A 15,716-nucleotide genomic window follows, 5' to 3' on the forward strand; every position below is an offset into this window, starting at 1 on the left:
GCAAACTACGGGGCCACCTTCCCCGTTACTTTGCCCTATGATGAAACGCCTCCTCCCCTTGTTGTGTGCCTTTTCCTGCGCTGGCGCCCTGGCCCAAACGCCCCCAGCTACTTCCGCCCCGGCCAACGACCCGCTGCCCCGCCTCATTCAGGAGCGCGAAACACTGGTGCGCCAGTACGAGGAGGCTAACGCCCAGCGCAACAGCCTGTTCGGCAACAAGCGCAGCAAAAAGGACCTGGAGGAGGTGGCCGAGGCCCTGAAAGGCATTATCCGCAAAGACACGGAAATTGTGCGGGCCGTGCAGGCCGCGACCCTGCGTCGTACTGCCGCCGTAGTGGCTGAAAACCAGCAGGCCCGCCAGCAGATTACCGTGGCCCAAACAGACCAGAGCAGCACCCGCCAGCGCTTTTACGACCTGGAAAACCAGATTCAGAACCTACAGCTTCGCGACAAACAGCGCGAAAAAAAGCTCCTAGACCTGCAAGCCACCGCCGACGACGCTACCCAGGCCCGCACCACCCGCGAACTGCTGGCCGCCGGGCTGGCCGTGCTCTGCGCCGGCTTGCTTTGGTATGTACTGCGGCTGCGCAGCCGCCTAGCTACCCCGGTGCGCCGGCGCAAGTAAGGTGGAGTGGCAGGGCCATCCCGCTAGTCGACCTGCCAAACCAAGGCTGCCCACCAGCAAAACCTTTCCGTTACGGCGGGGTCTACCCTTAAAGAACCAGACGGCTGCGCGTGAAATGCTTCGTCTCCGGCTCTGCCGGACGGGCTTTTAGCCCTAACTCCGCGGCAAAACGGCGGTTATTCAATCAACTTAAAGTGACAGGATACTTTTTCGCTTCTCTGCTAAGGAAAACCACCGTTTCGTTGTGACTTGCTAGTGCTAGGGAAACGTGGCCTTCCAGTAGGGCTCCTGGAAAAAATTTCCCGGCTTATGGCTCTACAGTAGCTATAGCTCAGGGCTTTTTTCTTTGCAGAAACCTGCGCTTTTTCGATTCCGTTGTGCCCCTTCCTGCTGTAACTGCATGCTTATTTCCGCGGCCTACTATCTATCCTACGTGGAGGCGGTGGAGCTATACCACCAGCTGCAAGCAGTGGAGGTTCAGGCCCTGGTTAAAACCTGCGGGCCGCCTACCTTTCCTTTTGGTGACGGGATGTACTACCAGCTGCTGATTGAAGAGGTTGACGCGGAGAGGGCCCAGGAGGCAGTGGAGGCGTTTGAGTTGCAGCGCACTACCACCACGGGCCCTCGGTGCCCCATGTGCGGCACGCGCAACCCGCTTCCCGTTCCGGGCCTGCCGTGGTGGAAACGCCTTTTCTACGCCGGCACTACCTTGCACAAATGCCCCCACTGCGGCGCGGAATTTCCCCTCTGACCTGCTACTTTGCCACGGTATCCTGCCCGCTACCCCGCCGGCCTAACCCTGCGAAGAATTGACCTCCTGGACCGAAGCACAGGCCCGCGCCCTCATCACCGACCCCGGCACCCTCAAGCGGGGCCAGGAGCTAGCCGCCCCCGCCAAGTGGAGCAACCTGGGCCAGACCGACACCGCCGCCTGGGGCGAGTGCAAGGGCAGCGGCAGCACGCCCTACCAAACCGGCATCGACCTACAAGAGCCTGCTTTTAAGTGCTCGTGCCCCAGCCGGGTGTTTCCTTGCAAGCACGGCGCGGGCCTGCTGCTACTGCTGGCCCGCCAGCCTCAACTGCTGAGCAGCCCTACCCCGCCGCCCTGGCTACAGGAATGGCTAGCCAAGCGTCAGCAAACGGCCGGCAAACAACCAGCCCAGCGCACCATCCAGCAGGACGCCCACCTCTCTGGCTTACCGGCACCGGTTGAAAACAACGATTCTGGGGCGGCTTCCGAGGCGGAACTGGCCCGGCAGAAACGGGAAGCCCAGCGCCTAGTCCGCATGCAGCGCGGGGCCGAGGAGTTGGAAACCTGGCTGCTGGACCTGATTCGGGCGGGGTTGGCGGCGACGGAAAGCCAGCCCCCGAGCTTCTGGGAAAACCAGGCCGCCCGCCTCGTCGATAACCAACTGCCGGGGCTAGCCGCTAATATTCGGGAGCTGGCGGCCCTGCGCCACCAAGGCACCGACTGGCCTGAGCGCATGCTGGCCCGCCTCGGCGAGTTGTATTTGCTGGTGCGCACGGTGCCGCGGCTGGAGCAGCTGCCTGCTGCTACCCGCCAGGAAATACTGCAGCAGTTGGGCGTTTCCGTCAAGAAAGAAGAGGTAGTGGCCACCCAACCGGGGGTAGCAGACACGTGGTGGGCACTCAGCCAAACCACCACGGAAGAAGACCGCCTGACGGTGCGCCGCAGCTGGCTGCAAGGGCAGGAAACAGGTCGTTTTGCGCTGGTCGTGGAGTTTTCCTTCGGGGGCCAGGCCTTCGCTACGCCCCTGATGCCGGCCGGGTGCTACACCGGTAGCCTTTCGTTTTACCCGGGGCTGTTGCCGCTCCGAGCCGTGCCGGGCGAGCTAGCCTTTACCGGTACTTACTCGCTGGCCCCGCTGGGTAGCACGGGCCCCGCCCAACTGCTCAACGACTACGCTACGGCTCTGGCCCAGCAGCCCTGGCTGCGGGAGCTGCCGGTGCTGCTCGCCGGGGGCGTGCCGCATCAGACGGCTAGCGGAGACTGGGTGCTGCATTTCCCAACTCATGGCTACGTAACCGCCGACACCTCTACTACCTTACCCGGTAACCCTGCTACCCCAATCGAGCATCAGCCGGACCGTGAGGTGGCGCTTCCGCTGCGCTGCGACGAGCTGACCGGCTGGGAGTTGCGGGCCCTCAGCGGCGGGTACCCGCTCACGGTGTTCGGCGAGTGGACCGGCGCGGCACTACGCCCGCTTACCTGCTGGCCGGCACCTTCGCCCGTTTCCAATCCCGCCTGCTAATGTCAGAGACGCCAACCACTACCCCCGCGCCCGCGCTACAACCGGCCACCGACTGGCAGCGAATTCTGCGCGTGGCCCTGCTCGGTAGCCGCCAGGCACCTGATGCGCTGCCGGATGCGGGCCTCAAGCTCCCAGAGTCAAACACTCACCCTGATTACCGCGAAAAGCAGGTTTTGCTAACCGCCGGTACTTTATCCTTGATCCGCAAAGCCGGCTTCCGGCCCGCGCCCGTACCGGCCTTCGCTTCTGACGTTCCCGTAGTCGCCCCGCCGGATACGGCGCCGCCCTTGGGCCCGGCTGGCGCCCAGCTGCTTGCGCAACTACTGGAAGGCACGCACGCCGCCCTGCTGCGCGGTTTCCTGGAAGACCTGCCCCGCCACGGCCGCCGGGTGCCCCACCAATTGCTGGTGTCGCTGCTGGAGTACGCCCGCCCACGGCCCGACTTGCACGCGGCAACGGCCGCTGTGCTGGGCCAACGGGGCGTGTGGCTGGCCGCTCAGAACCCAGCTTGGCAGCCTATTGTAGCGGGTAGTCGGGCGGTTGAGGAAGCGGTGTGGGAAACTGGTACGATCCGGGAGCGGGTGAATTTCCTTACCCACCTTCGCGGCGCCAGCCCGGCTCAGGCCCGCGAATTGCTGGCCGCCACCCTACCCCAGGAGCCGGCTAAAAACCAAACGGCGCTGCTGGAAGCCCTCGGCACGGGGCTTAGCCCAGCGGACGAAGCCCTGCTGGAACAGTACCTAACGTCGAAAAGCAAGGAAGTCCGGCAGGCCGCCCGGTTGCTCCTGGCCCGCGTGCCGGGTAGCCAGTTGGTGGAGCGGCTGTGGCAGCGCGTCGAGCCCCTGTTGCAGCTCAAGCGGGGCCTGCTCAGCAAGAAGCTACTGCTGGAACTGCCCGCCCAAGCCTGGGATAAAACCTGGCTGACCGATGGCGTTGAGCAGCGCGACACCCGGTTTTCCGGCGACAAGGCGGCCCTGCTCGGCCAGATGGTGGCTCTACTTCCGCCCCACCGGTGGTCAGGGCACTGGAATATCGCACCAACCAAGCTCCTCGACTTGGCCGCGGGTACTGAATGGGCGGCTCTATTGCTCAGCGCCTGGGCCGAAGCCGCTATTCTTCATCACGATGCAGGCTGGGCCGTTGCCCTGTTGGAATGGTTTTTTGAGCAGCCCCGCAAGCTGGCAACCACCCTACCCGCCGCTGGGTTGGTTAAGCTTCTCTCAGCAACTCAGCTAACGGATTTGGTGCTGCCCCTGCTCAATGCTACCCCTCATCTTACCCCGGATGTTCGCTGGCTGCCCCTGTTACTGCTGGTGCCCGCGCCCTGGCCCGAGCGCCTGACGCGCCGAGTGGTAGAACTGCTGCGTGACGCCCTAAGCCGGCCAGAACAACTCCACCGGATTCACTACGCCGCTAGCCAGCTGCTGGAGCACATGGCCCAGGTGGTGCCTGCCGCGCAGCACGACCTCTGCGCCCAGCCCCTGCAGCCCCTGCTGCAAAACGTGCCCTACCTCCACAACAGCCTCGCCCGCCTGCTCAACGCCCTGCACTTTCGCCAGCAGTTAGAAGCCGCCCTGAACGAGCCGCCCGGTTAAGAGCGCATCACTTCTGCCGAATTCCCTACCCCTTCTTCCTTCGCTAACCCCTCGATTATGGCCCTGAACAACCCCGCCGCCGACATCCTGCGCCCCCACGCCGAGGTGCAATACGCCGAAGAACTCGCTGCTCTGATCGACATCGACGACCGGCCCAAGCCGCCGAACTGGAAACTCTCGCCCTGGGCTGTGGTGACCTACCTGCTGGGCGGCACCCTGGACAACGGATTCGAAATCGAGCCCAAATACATTGGACAGCGGCGGCTGATGGAAATTGCCGTAGCCACCCTAGCCACCGACCGCGCCCTGCTGCTGCTCGGCGTGCCCGGCACGGCCAAAAGTTGGGTGTCGGAGCACCTGACGGCGGCCATTAGTGGGCACTCCAACCTGCTGATTCAGGGCACGGCGGGCACTTCAGAGGACGCCATTCGCTACTCCTGGAACTACGCCCGTCTCATTGCCGAAGGGCCTTCCACGGCGGCGCTGGTACCTTCGCCCCTGCTCAAAGGCATGCAGGAAGGGGCTCTGGTGCGTGTGGAGGAGCTTACCCGCATTCCCTCCGACGTGCAGGACACGCTCATCACGGTGCTTTCCGAAAAGGTGCTGCCCGTGCCCGAGCTGGCCACCGAGGTGCAGGCCACCCGCGGCTTCAACGTTATTGCCACCGCCAACGACCGGGACAAGGGCGTGAACGAGCTGAGTAGCGCCCTGCGCCGCCGCTTCAACACCGTAGTGTTGCCCCTACCCACTTCCGTAGCGGAGGAAGTACAGATTGTGCACTCGCGGGTGGAGAAAACCGGCCGGGCCCTGCAACTACCGCCCACGACCACGGCCCTGGAGCAAATCAGCCGCCTCGTGACCATCTTCCGGGAGCTGCGCTCGGGCGTGACGGAGAACGGCAAAACCAAGCTCAAAAGCCCCAGCGGCACCCTTAGCACCGGCGAGGCTATTTCCGTGCTTAACAGCGGCCTGGCCCTGGCCGCCTACTTCGGCGACGGTACCCTGCAAGCCGCCGACCTAGCCGCCGGCCTCACTGGCGCCGTCATCAAAGACCCCGTTCAGGACCGCGTAGTGTGGCTAGAGTACCTGGAAACCGTTGTAAAGGAGCGCGACGGCTGGAAGGATTTGTATAGGGCTTGCCGGGAGGTAGTGGAGTAGATTATTGGTGTATGAGACTACTTCTAACGCTAAGTCTGCTCATTCTGAACCTGAGTACCGTGGGACAGACTAGCAGAAAAAAGCCAAAGCAGCCTACAACAACACTCTATGGCGGTTATAAAGACGTAGTTGCACTGGACAGTACCTTATGGGCCGTAGACGCAAGTGGGCACTTAGCGTCCTTTACTTCTGCGGGAGAAGAACGCCCTTTGAGCACCACTCTAAAAGTCCCTATCACCAGTATTCATGCTACCGGTAAAGATGAGTTGCTAGTTGTTTGCGGCCAGGACATCTATCTTCTCAATTCCAAAACCCAGGCCTGCACGTATGAAGCGAAACTGCCGCCTAAAACTGTTTTTCTCGCCCGCGACAACCGGAAGCAGGTTTGGGCAGCCACGGAAACCGGTTTGCTGAATGTGGCCACCAATCAGTCTTTCGTGCCTGACTCTACCCTGAATCATTATTACAAATGGCGCCCCCAACCATCAGCCGCGTTACTTGACTCTTATAATATTCTATGGATTGGCTTTGACATGGGAGAATGGGGCGGCAACCTCCAGGTATTTGATACGAATTTGCAGCGTTTCGTTCCGGTTGGTTTTGCTGATACGCTGGCCCGTTTATGCCCCGTGAATTCTTTCTGTGAAGCAGAAACCCAAATGTATCTATCTGGCGCAGTGACACATGGTTCAAATTCCAGTTGCATAACCCGTTTTGACAAACTTCAAGCGAAACGTGTTTTCAACAGCAGCTGGCGTGAGAATTATAGAACCATGGTATTTGGCGACCCAGGTGGGGAATACATCAGTACCATTGCTTACAGCCTAACAGAAAACCGCCTGTATTATAATTCACAGAACGGCATTTACAGAGCGCCGATTAATATGGAGTTGCATCAGCAAGATGCCTGGCAGCTTGTGTGTGCACCCATGTCATCGTGGCCAACAGATCGTCGCCAACATGTGAGTAAAATGGTCTTCACCTCAGATAACAAGCTGGTACTACTGGTTGAGAATAATGCTTTGGGTATTTGGGACGGTCGGATTTTAACTCTTATACCCTAAGTATGCCCACCGAACTGCGCCTTTACGGCATCCGCCACCATGGGCCCGGCAGCACGGCCTCCCTGCTGAAGGCCCTGGACGAGTTCCGGCCTGATATGGTGTTGCTGGAGTGCCCAGCCGATGGGGAAAAGGCCCTGGCGCTGGCGGCTAACCCGGCGCTGAAGCCCCCAGTGGCCCTGCTGATGTATAACCCCAAGCAGCACCAGCAAGCCTCGTTTCTGCCCTTCGCTTACTTCTCGCCGGAGTGGCAGGCTGCCCTTTGGTGCCAGCAGCACGGCGCCCACCTGCGCTGCTTTGACCTACCGATGACCCTACGGTTTGCCCTGCCGGATACCGTGGAGCACGAACTGGCCCCAGCAGCAGAAGCCCCAGCCGCTACCGAAGCCACAGCGGCAGAAGTAGTAGCACTCGCTACGAGCGGCGAGGCAACTGAAACGCTGGTTATCGAAGAAACCTCGCTCCGCTTCGACCCCATTGCCCACCTGGCCCGCCTCGATGGCTATACCGACGGGGAACGGTGGTGGGAAGCTCGCATTGAGCACTCGGCTGGCCACGCCGACACGTTCGGGGTAGTACTCCAGATGATGACGGCCCTGCGCGAGGAGCTGGCCCAACCCGAATCGGAAGAAACCCTGCTGCGCGAGGCCTACATGCGCGAAACGCTACGCGCCACCCTCAAGCAGGGCTACCAGCGCGTGGCCGTGGTGTGCGGGGCCTGGCACGCCCCGGTGCTGCGCGCGGAGCAGTTGCCCGACTACGCCAAAGCCGACAAGGTTCGCCTCAAGGGGCTGAAGAAAGTGCCCACCGAGGCCACCTGGGTGCCCTGGACCTACGAGCGCCTGGCCCGGCAGTCGGGCTACGGGGCGGGGGTGTTGTCGCCGGCCTGGTACGAGCTGCTGTTCCAGGAGCCCCACGAGCGGGTAGTCACGCACTGGATGGTGCGGGCGGCACACTTGCTGCGGGCTCAGCAAATCGATGCGTCTTCGGCCCATGCCATTGAGGGCGTGCGGCTGGCGGAGGCCCTGGCGGCCGTGCGCGGCTTGGCCTTGCCCGGTATTGAGGAGCTGGAAGAAGCGGCCGTGAGCATCTTCGGGGGCGGCTATGCCGAGGCCCTGGAGCTGGTGCACCAGCAGCTAGTCATTGGCGAGAAGCTAGGCGAAGTGCCCGAGGAGCTGCCGGCCTCGCCCCTGCAGCAGGACCTGGGCTTGCAGCAAAAAGCGCTCCGCCTCAAGCACGAAGCCCTGTCGAAAACCCTGGCCCTGGACCTGCGCAAGGACCTCGACCTGGGCCGCAGCCACCTGCTGCACCGCCTGCAGTTGCTGGGCATCCGCTGGGGTAAGCCGCAACGCGTACAGGGCAAAAGCGGCACCTTCCACGAGGTATGGGAACTGCAATGGCGCCTCGAAATGGTGCTGGGCGTGCTGGAAGCCGGGCGCTGGGGAAACACCGTTCTGGCCGCCGCCAGCGGCGCCGCCCACCACCGCGCCCAGCAGGCCACCGACCTCGGCCAGGTGAGTCAGCTGCTAGAAGAAGCCCTGCGCGCCGACCTGGCCCCGGCGCTACCTACCCTGGTCTCCCGCCTCGAAACCATCAGCGCCGGCACCCGCGACGTGGCCCACCTGCTCACGGCCCTGCCCCCGCTGGTAAATGTGCTGCGCTACGGCAATGTGCGGCGCACCGAAACCACCCAGGTAGCCCAAGTCGTCCATCATCTGGTGCCGCGCTTGTGCATCTCCCTGCCCCTAGCCTGCACCGGCCTCGACCGGGACGCGGCCAGTCAGCTTCTGGAGCGTATCGAGGCGGCCCACCAAGCTATTCGCCTGCTCCCCGACCCCGCCGAGCAAACCGATTGGCAGGCGGCCCTGCACGCCATTGCCCGGCAACCGGCCAGTAGTGGCCTGCTGGCCGGTGCAGCTACCCGCCTGCTCTTCGATACCCAGCAGCTCACCCCCAACGACACGGCCACCCTGCTTGGCCTGGCCCTGGCTCCCGCCCAACCCACCGACTACGCTACCGCCTGGATTGAAGGCTTCCTGCGGGGTAGCGGCCTGCTCCTGATTCATAATCGCACGCTGTTCGACCTGCTCGACGCGTGGCTTTCCGGCCTCGATGAAGCCGTTTTTCAGGGAACCGTACCTCTGCTGCGCCGCTCCTTCGCCGATTTCAGTCAGCCCGAACGCCAGCAGGTGCTGGCCTTGGCCGTAGGTGGCCCGGCCGTGCCAGCAGCCCAAGCTGCCGACATTGACCTGGAACGCGGACTGCGGGTGCTGCCGGTGCTGCGGGAGTTACTGGGGGTGTAGGGTACTCGGTAGGAACAACGCTCCCAGATCGTCCTGCTGAGCTTGCCGAAGCATCTCTCCTCTGACTACCTCTTAATACCTATTCAACGAAGCGGGAGAGATGCTTCGGCAAGCTCAGCAGGACGTTCCAGTGGTGTTTGCCTTGAGAAACGTTTCTAGAGCACCAGCTTTTCGGCCCGAAATACGTCATCGGCGGCCTGAAGCAGCTTGGCGCGGAGCTTGGGGTTATAGGTCGGGTGGGCGGCCAGGAAGTCGCGGACGGTGCGGGCGGCGCTGGGGGTTTGGTAGGAGCCGAGCGTGGCCTGGAGCCAGGAGTAGGGAAAGAAAATGTCGCCGGTTTGCTGAATTTCTTCCAGCAGGGCCAGGCTTTGGGGCAGATACTTTTCGGAGGTAGCGGCTCGCAGCGGGTGGTGCAGGTAAGCCAGGGCCGAGGTTACCCAGGCTTCCTTTTCACGGTTCTTTTCGTCGGCGAGCGAGGCAAAGAAGGCGTCGCGCGTTGGCACGTCGGGGGAAAGGGCGGGTAGTAGGAACTCCATGCGCTTGCGGCGGTCGGGGTTTTGGATGCGGGTCAGTTGCCGGAGCAGAATGGGGGTAGCGGCGGGGTAGTCGCGCACGGCTAAGGCCAGGGCCAGGGCCGTGTAGTCATCTTCCGTTAGCTTGACGCCGGCCGGAGCTTGCTGCTTATCCCAGATGTGGTAAAGGCGCGTTTGGGCTTCCTGGGTGAGAGCCACCGACTGATACGCCTTGAACAGCAGCTTCTTGGCATTCGGAGCTGGGTTTTGCTGCAGGACCTGCCACAGCTCCTTTTCCAGCGCCGGGGCCAGGGCAACCCGCTCGGCGGGCTTCAACAGCTTCCAGAAGATGTCGGTAAGCTGACCGGTGAGCAGCTTCACGTTTAATTCCTCCTTCTCCTTGGGTAGGGCTTGCCGGCACACCGCCAACAGTTGCTGCGGCGCGATGCTGCGGCCGTTGAGCATGTTCTCGTAGAGATTCACGTAGGCCGCGGCCCGCGCCACCGGGTTTTGCAGGGCGGTCAGGCCACTGGTCAGCTGCTTATCCACCGGAAAGACGCCGTAGCCCAGGCCTGTGGAGTTGAACAGGATGTAGGCGGGCGCGGGTTCTCCTGCGGCCTGGGGCACGCTCACCTGGCGCTGGTTCATGTTCACGGTCAGCTCTTTCGTACGGCCGCCAGGGTACACCAGCAGCACCTCAAACAGCTGGGGCCAGAGCCGCGCCGACTTGTCCTCGGCCTGCTGGGTGAGCTGCAGGCTGGTAATCTTGCCGTTGCTGGTTTGCAGGTCGTAGTCGAAGAGGGGGCGGCCGGGCTGGTTTACCCACACCTGGTTCCAGGCCTGCAGGTCGGCGGGGGTGCGGGCGTCGAGCAGTTGGATGAGGTCGGGCCAGGTGGCGTTGCCGAAGCTGTACGTGCGCAGGTACTCCTGCAGGCCCTGGCGGAAGGGCTCCTCCCCCATCAGGCGCTCCAGCTGGCGCATCATAATGGGCGCTTTGTGGTAGATGATGTTGCCGTAAAGCGAGCCGGCATCTTTCAGATTATCCAGCTCCTGGCGAATGGGGTTGGCCCCGCTGGTGCGGTCGACGCCGTAGGCCGCGGGGTAGTGGTCAATGACGAACTTGAGGTCGTAGTTGGAACCCGTGACGGCCACCTGGGTGATTTTATTGGCCATGAAGTTGGCAAACACCTCCTTCATCCACACGTCGTTAAACCACTGCATGGTCACCAAATCACCGAACCACATGTGGGCCGTTTCGTGGGCAATGAGGTTGGAGCGGGCTATTTTCTGGTCCTGGGTGGCGCCCTCGTCCAGAAACAGGGTGCTGGCTTTGTAATCGATGGCGCCCACGTGCTCCATACCGCCGTACTGAAAATCAGGCAGGGCCACGAAATCGAACTTGCGGAACGGGTACGGAATGCCCGTGTAGTCCTGCAGAAACGTCAGCGCATCGGCGTGAATCTGGAAGATGGGGTCCAGGCTCAGGCGCAGCTTACTCTGGTCGGTTTCCCGGTGCAAAAACTGCATTTCCCTACCCCCCAGCCTGCGGGAAAGGCGCGTGAACTTGCCCGCCGCAAACGAGAACAGGTAGGTACTGATGGTATCCGAAGGCGCAAACCGGTAGGTCTTATTTCCGGCCGCTACCGTGGAATCCAGCAGGGGGCCGTTGGCTAGGGCCTCCCAATCGGCAGGAACATCTAGCGTGAGCGTGAAGGAAGCCTTTAGGTTGGGCTGGTCGAAAACCGGAAACACCGTGCGGGCGCGGTCGGGCACGAGCAGGGTGTACAAGAAATCCTCGCTGCGGTTGAGGCTTTGGTTGCCGGCTGTAAACTGAATATTCACTTTATTCAGGCCGGTTTGCAGGCTAGCGGCGGGTAGCACCAGGTGCTCGTTGTGATGGTCAATGGCTACGGGCTGACCATTCACCGTTACGCTTTTCAAATTGGCGGTCTGCTCCTTGAAATCGAGCTGCACGGGCTGGCGGGCATCCGCGAGCTGGAAGCGGACTGTTTCGGTGGCGGCAATGGGGGCTGCTTTGCCCGCCGGAATGGTCAGGTGCAGGTCGTAGCCCAGGCGGGAAATGCGGCGGGCGCGGTCCTGGGCCAGCTCCAGGCTCACGCCGGGCACCACGGCCGGGCCGGCAGCTGCCGCAGTTCCCGGCCCGGCTTGCGGGGTTGCTGCCGCAGAAACCATCAGTTTTTTAGCGCAGGAGGCCAGGCCCAAATTTAGCAGCAGTGCAGTGGCACACGCACCAGTAGTATATTGAAACTTCATTCCGGAGGTATTCCATCAGGTCGAACACCCAAGGTAAAGCAAACCAACCGATGGACCAGCCTTTGCGCCGAAACTCAGAGCAGCCCCTGGCCCAGCTCTATCCCCTGGGCGACGCGGCCGTTGTGCTGCAGTTTGGCGAGGTCATCAACGAAGCCACGCACCGCACAATTCAGGCCGTGGGCGCCTACCTCAACCAGCACCCCTTTCCTGGTTTTCTGGAGTACGTGCCCGCCTTTACTACCCTCACCGTGTACTACGACCCGTGGCTGGCGAGTCAGGCCGGCCGCCAAAACCCGTATAAGCGCGTTGCGAAGCTGCTGCACCAGTTGCTGGAGCAAGTGCCCGCCATCGATGCCGAGGCCACCAGCGCGGTGGTGGAAATTCCGGTGTGCTACGGCGGGCCGTTTGGGCCGGATATGGAGTTTCTGACCCGCCACACCGGCCTCACGCCCGAAGAGGTAATTCGGCTGCACACCGAGCCGGACTACCTGGTGTACATGCTGGGCTTTGCCCCCGGCTTTCCGTACCTGGGCGGGATGAATGCAACGCTCACGGCGCCGCGTAAAACCCAGCCGCGGACCCTAGTACCAGCCGGCTCGGTGGGTATTGCCGGCGCGCAGACGGGCATTTATTCCCTGCCCACGCCCGGCGGCTGGCAACTGATTGGGCGCACTCCGCGGCGCTTGTTTACGCCGGAAGCGGCCTCGCCCAGCCTGCTGCGGGCGGGCCAGCGGCTGCGGTTTGTGCCCATTTCCCAGGACGAGTACGCGCACCTGCAAGAACATGAGCTGTAGCATTCTGCGGGCGGGTTTGCTGACCACCATCCAGGATGGGGGCCGCCGGGGCTACCGGCAGGCGGGCGTTATCGTGAGCGGGCCGATGGATGCGCTGGCCCTGCGCGTAGCCAACCTGCTGGTGGGCAACCGGCCAGGCGCGGCGGGGCTGGAAATCACCTTGCTTGGGCCGACAATCCGGTTTGAAGCCGACCACTTGCTTGCCCTAACTGGCGCCAACTTATCGGCTACTCTTGATGGGGAACCTCTACCCCTGAACCGGCCCGTGGCCGTCCGGCGCGGTTGTGAGCTGGCTTTTGGCCCCGCCCGCAGCGGGTGCCGGGCCTACCTGGCGCTGTCGGGCGGGCTGGCCGTACCCGCGGTGCTGGGCAGCCAGTCCACGTATTTGCGGGCTGGTATTGGGGGCTTTCAGGGCCGGGCGTTACGGGCCGGCGACGTGGTGCCAGCTGCCGGCCCCACCTCGGCTGGGCAGCGCCTGCACCGGCAACTGCTCGCCCACCGGCCCGGCCGAAGCTGGGCCGCCGCCACCTGGTTTCCCGCGCCGCCGCTCACGCCGCCGCTCTCCGCCACCCCACTTATCAGGGCCGTGCGGGGGCTGGAATACGGGCTGTTTTCGGAGGAAAGTCAGCGGGCTTTCTGGGAAGCCGCGTTTACCGTAACGCCCAGCTCCGACCGCATGGGCTACCGCCTGGCGGGGCCGGAACTACCGCGGCTGGCGGGGCCGGAAATTCTCTCCACGGCCGTTACCTTCGGCACGGTGCAGGTACCGGCGGCGGGTGGCCCCATTGTGCTGCTGGCCGACCACCAGACCACCGGGGGCTACCCACGCATTGCGCAGGTTATTACGGCCGATTTTTCCCAGCTGGCCCAGGTGCCGCCGGGCGGCCGTCTGCGCTTTCAGGAAATCAGCCTCTCTCAGGCTCATTACTGGTACCTGCGCCAGGAAAAAACCATCCAGCACTTCCAACGAGGCCTCGCCCTTTTTCACCATCTATGACCCACCCGTACGCCGTCGACCTGAATTGCGACCTGGGGGAAAGCTTCGGCGCCTACTCCCTGGGCCACGACGAAGCCATCCTACCCTTTGTTACCTCCGCTAACATTGCCTGCGGCTACCACGCCGGCGACCCAGCCGTGATGAAGCGCACCGTGCGCCTGGCCCTGCAACACCAGGTAGCCATCGGGGCCCACCCTGGCCTGCCCGACCTGGTGGGTTTCGGCCGCCGCGACATGGCCATTTCGGCGGAAGAAGCCTACGATATGACGGTGTACCAACTGGGCGCCCTGGCTGCTTTCGTGCGGGCCGAAGGCGGAACGCTACACCACGTCAAGCCCCACGGGGCCCTCTACAACATGGCCGCCCTGAACCCGGCCCTGGCCGAAGCCATTGCCGAAGCCGTGTACCGGGTGCAGCCCGAAGCCTGCCTCTACGGCTTGGCCGGCAGCGCCCTAATCAGCGCCGGCCGGAAGCTGGGCCTGGCCACGGCGCAGGAGGTTTTCGCCGACCGCACCTACCAGCCCAACGGCACGCTCACGCCCCGCCGGCAACCCGATGCCCTTATCACGGATTCGGCCACGGCCATAGCCCAGGTAGTGCGCATGGTAAAAGAAAGCCGGGTGCGCGCCCTCTCCGGCGAGGACGTTATCATGCAAGCGGATACCATCTGCCTGCACGGCGACGGGCCCCACGCCCTGGAGTTTGCCCAGCAGATTCGGGCCAGGCTCGAACAGGAAGGCATTGCGGTGCGCCCATACTCCCACCCCACTACCGCATGAGGCCGGCTCGCAACTGGGGCGTGCTGCTGGGCGCCGCCTTCCTGATGGCTACCTCGGCGGTAGGGCCGGGCTTCCTAACCCAAACTACCGTGTTTACGCAGTCCTTAGGCGCCAGCTTCGGCTTTGTTATTCTGACCTCCATTCTGATGGATATTGGGGTGCAGCTGAATATCTGGCGGGTAATTGCCGTGTCGGAGCTGCGGGCCCCGGACATTGCCAACCGGGTACTGCCGGGGCTGGGCGGCTTTATTTCCCTCCTGATTCTGCTGGGCGGGCTGGCCTTCAACATTGGCAACGTGGGCGGGGCCGGCCTGGGCCTGCAGGTACTCACGGGCCTACCCGTCACCCTCTGCGCCGTGCTGGCGGCGGCCCTGGCCCTGGCCATCTTTCTGGTGCGCGAGGCCGGCCCGCTCATGGACCGATTTGCCCAGCTCATGGGGCTGGTGATGATTCTGGTTATCATCTACGTGGCCTTCACCACCCAGCCGCCCGTGGCGGAAGCGGCGCTGCGCACTATCGTGCCTACTACCATTAACTACCAAGCCATTATCACGCTGGTAGGCGGCACGGTGGGCGGCTACATCACTTTCTCCGGCGGCCACCGCCTGCTCGATGCGGGCGTAAAGGGCGCGGCCGCCCTGCCGGAAGTGTCGCGCAGTGCCGTTATGGGCGTGTCGGTGGCTTCCCTGATCCGGGTGTTTCTGTTTCTGGCCACGCTGGGGGTAGTAAGCCGGGGCCTGGCCCTGGACGCCAGCAACCCCACAGCCTCGGTATTTGAGCTGGCGGCGGGCACCGTGGGCTACAAGCTATTCGGGGTGGTGATGTTTGCGGCGGCCATTACGTCCATTATCGGCTCGGCCTACACCTCTATTTCCTTTCTCAAATCGATGCTGCCCAGCGTAGCTACCCACGAAAACCGCTGGATCATCGGCTTTATCGTCCTGTCGACGCTTCTGTTTGTCACCATTGGCAAGCCCGTGAGCCTGCTGCTCTGGGCGGGCGCCCTGAACGGGTTCATCCTGCCCATTACCCTCGGTACCTTGCTCGTGGCCGCCTACCGCCGCAACATCATCGGCAGCTACCGCCATCCGTTGTGGCTAACCGTGTTTGGGGTATTGGTGGTAGGAATTATGACGTGGATGAGCGGCTCAGTGCTGGTAGAACAGGTGGCCAGTTTGTGGAAATAAACCAAAGTTAGCAAGCTAGTCGAGTGAATAGTCTCAGGGCTTATGAATTCCACAAAGCCGTCATGCAGGGGCGTAGCCGAAGCATCTCGCGTGCTGACTCAGGATTGGTAATCAGACATTAGCACGCGAGATGCTTCGCCTCCAACTCTGCATGACGA

Annotated in this window: 12 protein-coding genes; 11 read left to right on the forward strand and 1 reads right to left on the reverse strand. The window is 63.0% G+C overall.

Features of this window, described 5'->3' with window-relative positions; all coding sequences use genetic code 11:
• The first annotated feature begins 37 nt into the window (after positions 1-37).
• From MWH26_RS08885 to MWH26_RS08915, 7 genes are all read left to right on the forward strand, one after another.
• The gene (locus MWH26_RS08885) at positions 38-625 is read left to right on the forward strand and encodes a hypothetical protein (RefSeq protein WP_247976919.1); all 588 of its coding nucleotides are present in this window, start codon (positions 38-40) and stop codon (positions 623-625) included.
• Positions 626-1,025: 400 nt separating this feature from the next.
• On the forward strand, positions 1,026-1,376 hold the full coding sequence (locus MWH26_RS08890) for a hypothetical protein (protein ID WP_247976920.1): 351 nt from the start codon (positions 1,026-1,028) through the stop codon (positions 1,374-1,376).
• Positions 1,377-1,434: 58 nt separating this feature from the next.
• On the forward strand, positions 1,435-2,898 hold the full coding sequence (locus tag MWH26_RS08895; protein ID WP_247976921.1) for an SWIM zinc finger family protein: 1,464 nt from the start codon (positions 1,435-1,437) through the stop codon (positions 2,896-2,898).
• Entirely contained in the window at positions 2,898-4,493 is a 1,596-nt protein-coding gene (locus tag MWH26_RS08900) for a DUF5691 domain-containing protein (RefSeq protein ID WP_247976922.1), read from the forward strand. Before MWH26_RS08895 ends, MWH26_RS08900 begins: the two co-directional genes overlap by 1 nt.
• 57 nt (positions 4,494-4,550) lie before the next feature.
• A complete protein-coding gene (locus MWH26_RS08905) occupies positions 4,551-5,651 on the forward strand; it encodes an ATP-binding protein (protein WP_244696254.1) in 1,101 nt (366 codons plus the stop codon).
• An 11-nt stretch (positions 5,652-5,662) separates the two neighbouring features.
• Positions 5,663-6,715, forward strand: a complete 1,053-nt coding sequence (locus MWH26_RS08910; RefSeq protein ID WP_247976923.1) for a hypothetical protein — start codon at positions 5,663-5,665, stop codon at positions 6,713-6,715.
• Between the two features lie 2 nt (positions 6,716-6,717).
• Positions 6,718-9,015, forward strand: a complete 2,298-nt coding sequence (locus tag MWH26_RS08915; RefSeq protein ID WP_247976924.1) for a DUF5682 family protein — start codon at positions 6,718-6,720, stop codon at positions 9,013-9,015.
• A gap of 155 nt (positions 9,016-9,170) precedes the next feature.
• Here MWH26_RS08915 and MWH26_RS08920 read toward each other — a convergent pair whose 3' ends face one another.
• The gene (locus MWH26_RS08920; RefSeq protein ID WP_247976925.1) at positions 9,171-11,801 is read right to left on the reverse strand and encodes a M1 family metallopeptidase; all 2,631 of its coding nucleotides are present in this window, start codon (positions 11,799-11,801) and stop codon (positions 9,171-9,173) included.
• Positions 11,802-11,851: 50 nt separating this feature from the next.
• Between MWH26_RS08920 and pxpB the strand changes: the two genes are divergently transcribed.
• The 4 genes from pxpB to MWH26_RS08940 are packed head-to-tail and all read left to right on the forward strand — an operon-like array spanning position 11,852 to position 15,558.
• Positions 11,852-12,595: a 5-oxoprolinase subunit PxpB gene (gene pxpB / locus MWH26_RS08925; RefSeq protein WP_247976926.1), complete on the forward strand. Its 744-nt coding sequence runs from the start codon at positions 11,852-11,854 to the stop codon at positions 12,593-12,595.
• The gene (locus MWH26_RS08930; RefSeq protein WP_247976927.1) at positions 12,585-13,592 is read left to right on the forward strand and encodes a 5-oxoprolinase subunit C family protein; all 1,008 of its coding nucleotides are present in this window, start codon (positions 12,585-12,587) and stop codon (positions 13,590-13,592) included. Before pxpB ends, MWH26_RS08930 begins: the two co-directional genes overlap by 11 nt.
• Positions 13,589-14,371 carry a LamB/YcsF family protein gene (locus MWH26_RS08935; protein ID WP_247976928.1) on the forward strand — a complete coding sequence of 261 codons (783 nt, stop codon included), beginning with the start codon at positions 13,589-13,591 and terminating at the stop codon, positions 14,369-14,371. Before MWH26_RS08930 ends, MWH26_RS08935 begins: the two co-directional genes overlap by 4 nt.
• Entirely contained in the window at positions 14,368-15,558 is a 1,191-nt protein-coding gene (locus tag MWH26_RS08940; RefSeq protein WP_247976929.1) for an NRAMP family divalent metal transporter, read from the forward strand. Before MWH26_RS08935 ends, MWH26_RS08940 begins: the two co-directional genes overlap by 4 nt.
• Positions 15,559-15,716: the final 158 nt, after the last annotated feature.

Source organism: Hymenobacter sublimis (assembly GCF_023101345.1).
In the GTDB taxonomy this organism is placed as follows: domain Bacteria; phylum Bacteroidota; class Bacteroidia; order Cytophagales; family Hymenobacteraceae; genus Hymenobacter; species Hymenobacter sublimis.

Bases quoted from the DNA above. Each gene is read 5' to 3' on its own strand.
- MWH26_RS08940 (WP_247976929.1), top strand. From the start codon at position 14,368: ATGAGGCCGGCTCGCAACTGGGGCGTGCTGCTGGGCGCCGCCTTCCTG.
- MWH26_RS08920 (WP_247976925.1), bottom strand. From the start codon at position 11,801: ATGAAGTTTCAATATACTACTGGTGCGTGTGCCACTGCACTGCTGCTA.
- pxpB (WP_247976926.1), top strand. From the start codon at position 11,852: ATGGACCAGCCTTTGCGCCGAAACTCAGAGCAGCCCCTGGCCCAGCTC.
- MWH26_RS08905 (WP_244696254.1), top strand. From the start codon at position 4,551: ATGGCCCTGAACAACCCCGCCGCCGACATCCTGCGCCCCCACGCCGAG.
- MWH26_RS08915 (WP_247976924.1), top strand. From the start codon at position 6,718: ATGCCCACCGAACTGCGCCTTTACGGCATCCGCCACCATGGGCCCGGC.
- MWH26_RS08885 (WP_247976919.1), top strand. From the start codon at position 38: ATGATGAAACGCCTCCTCCCCTTGTTGTGTGCCTTTTCCTGCGCTGGC.
- MWH26_RS08900 (WP_247976922.1), top strand. From the start codon at position 2,898: ATGTCAGAGACGCCAACCACTACCCCCGCGCCCGCGCTACAACCGGCC.
- MWH26_RS08935 (WP_247976928.1), top strand. From the start codon at position 13,589: ATGACCCACCCGTACGCCGTCGACCTGAATTGCGACCTGGGGGAAAGC.
- MWH26_RS08910 (WP_247976923.1), top strand. From the start codon at position 5,663: ATGAGACTACTTCTAACGCTAAGTCTGCTCATTCTGAACCTGAGTACC.
- MWH26_RS08930 (WP_247976927.1), top strand. From the start codon at position 12,585: ATGAGCTGTAGCATTCTGCGGGCGGGTTTGCTGACCACCATCCAGGAT.
- MWH26_RS08890 (WP_247976920.1), top strand. From the start codon at position 1,026: ATGCTTATTTCCGCGGCCTACTATCTATCCTACGTGGAGGCGGTGGAG.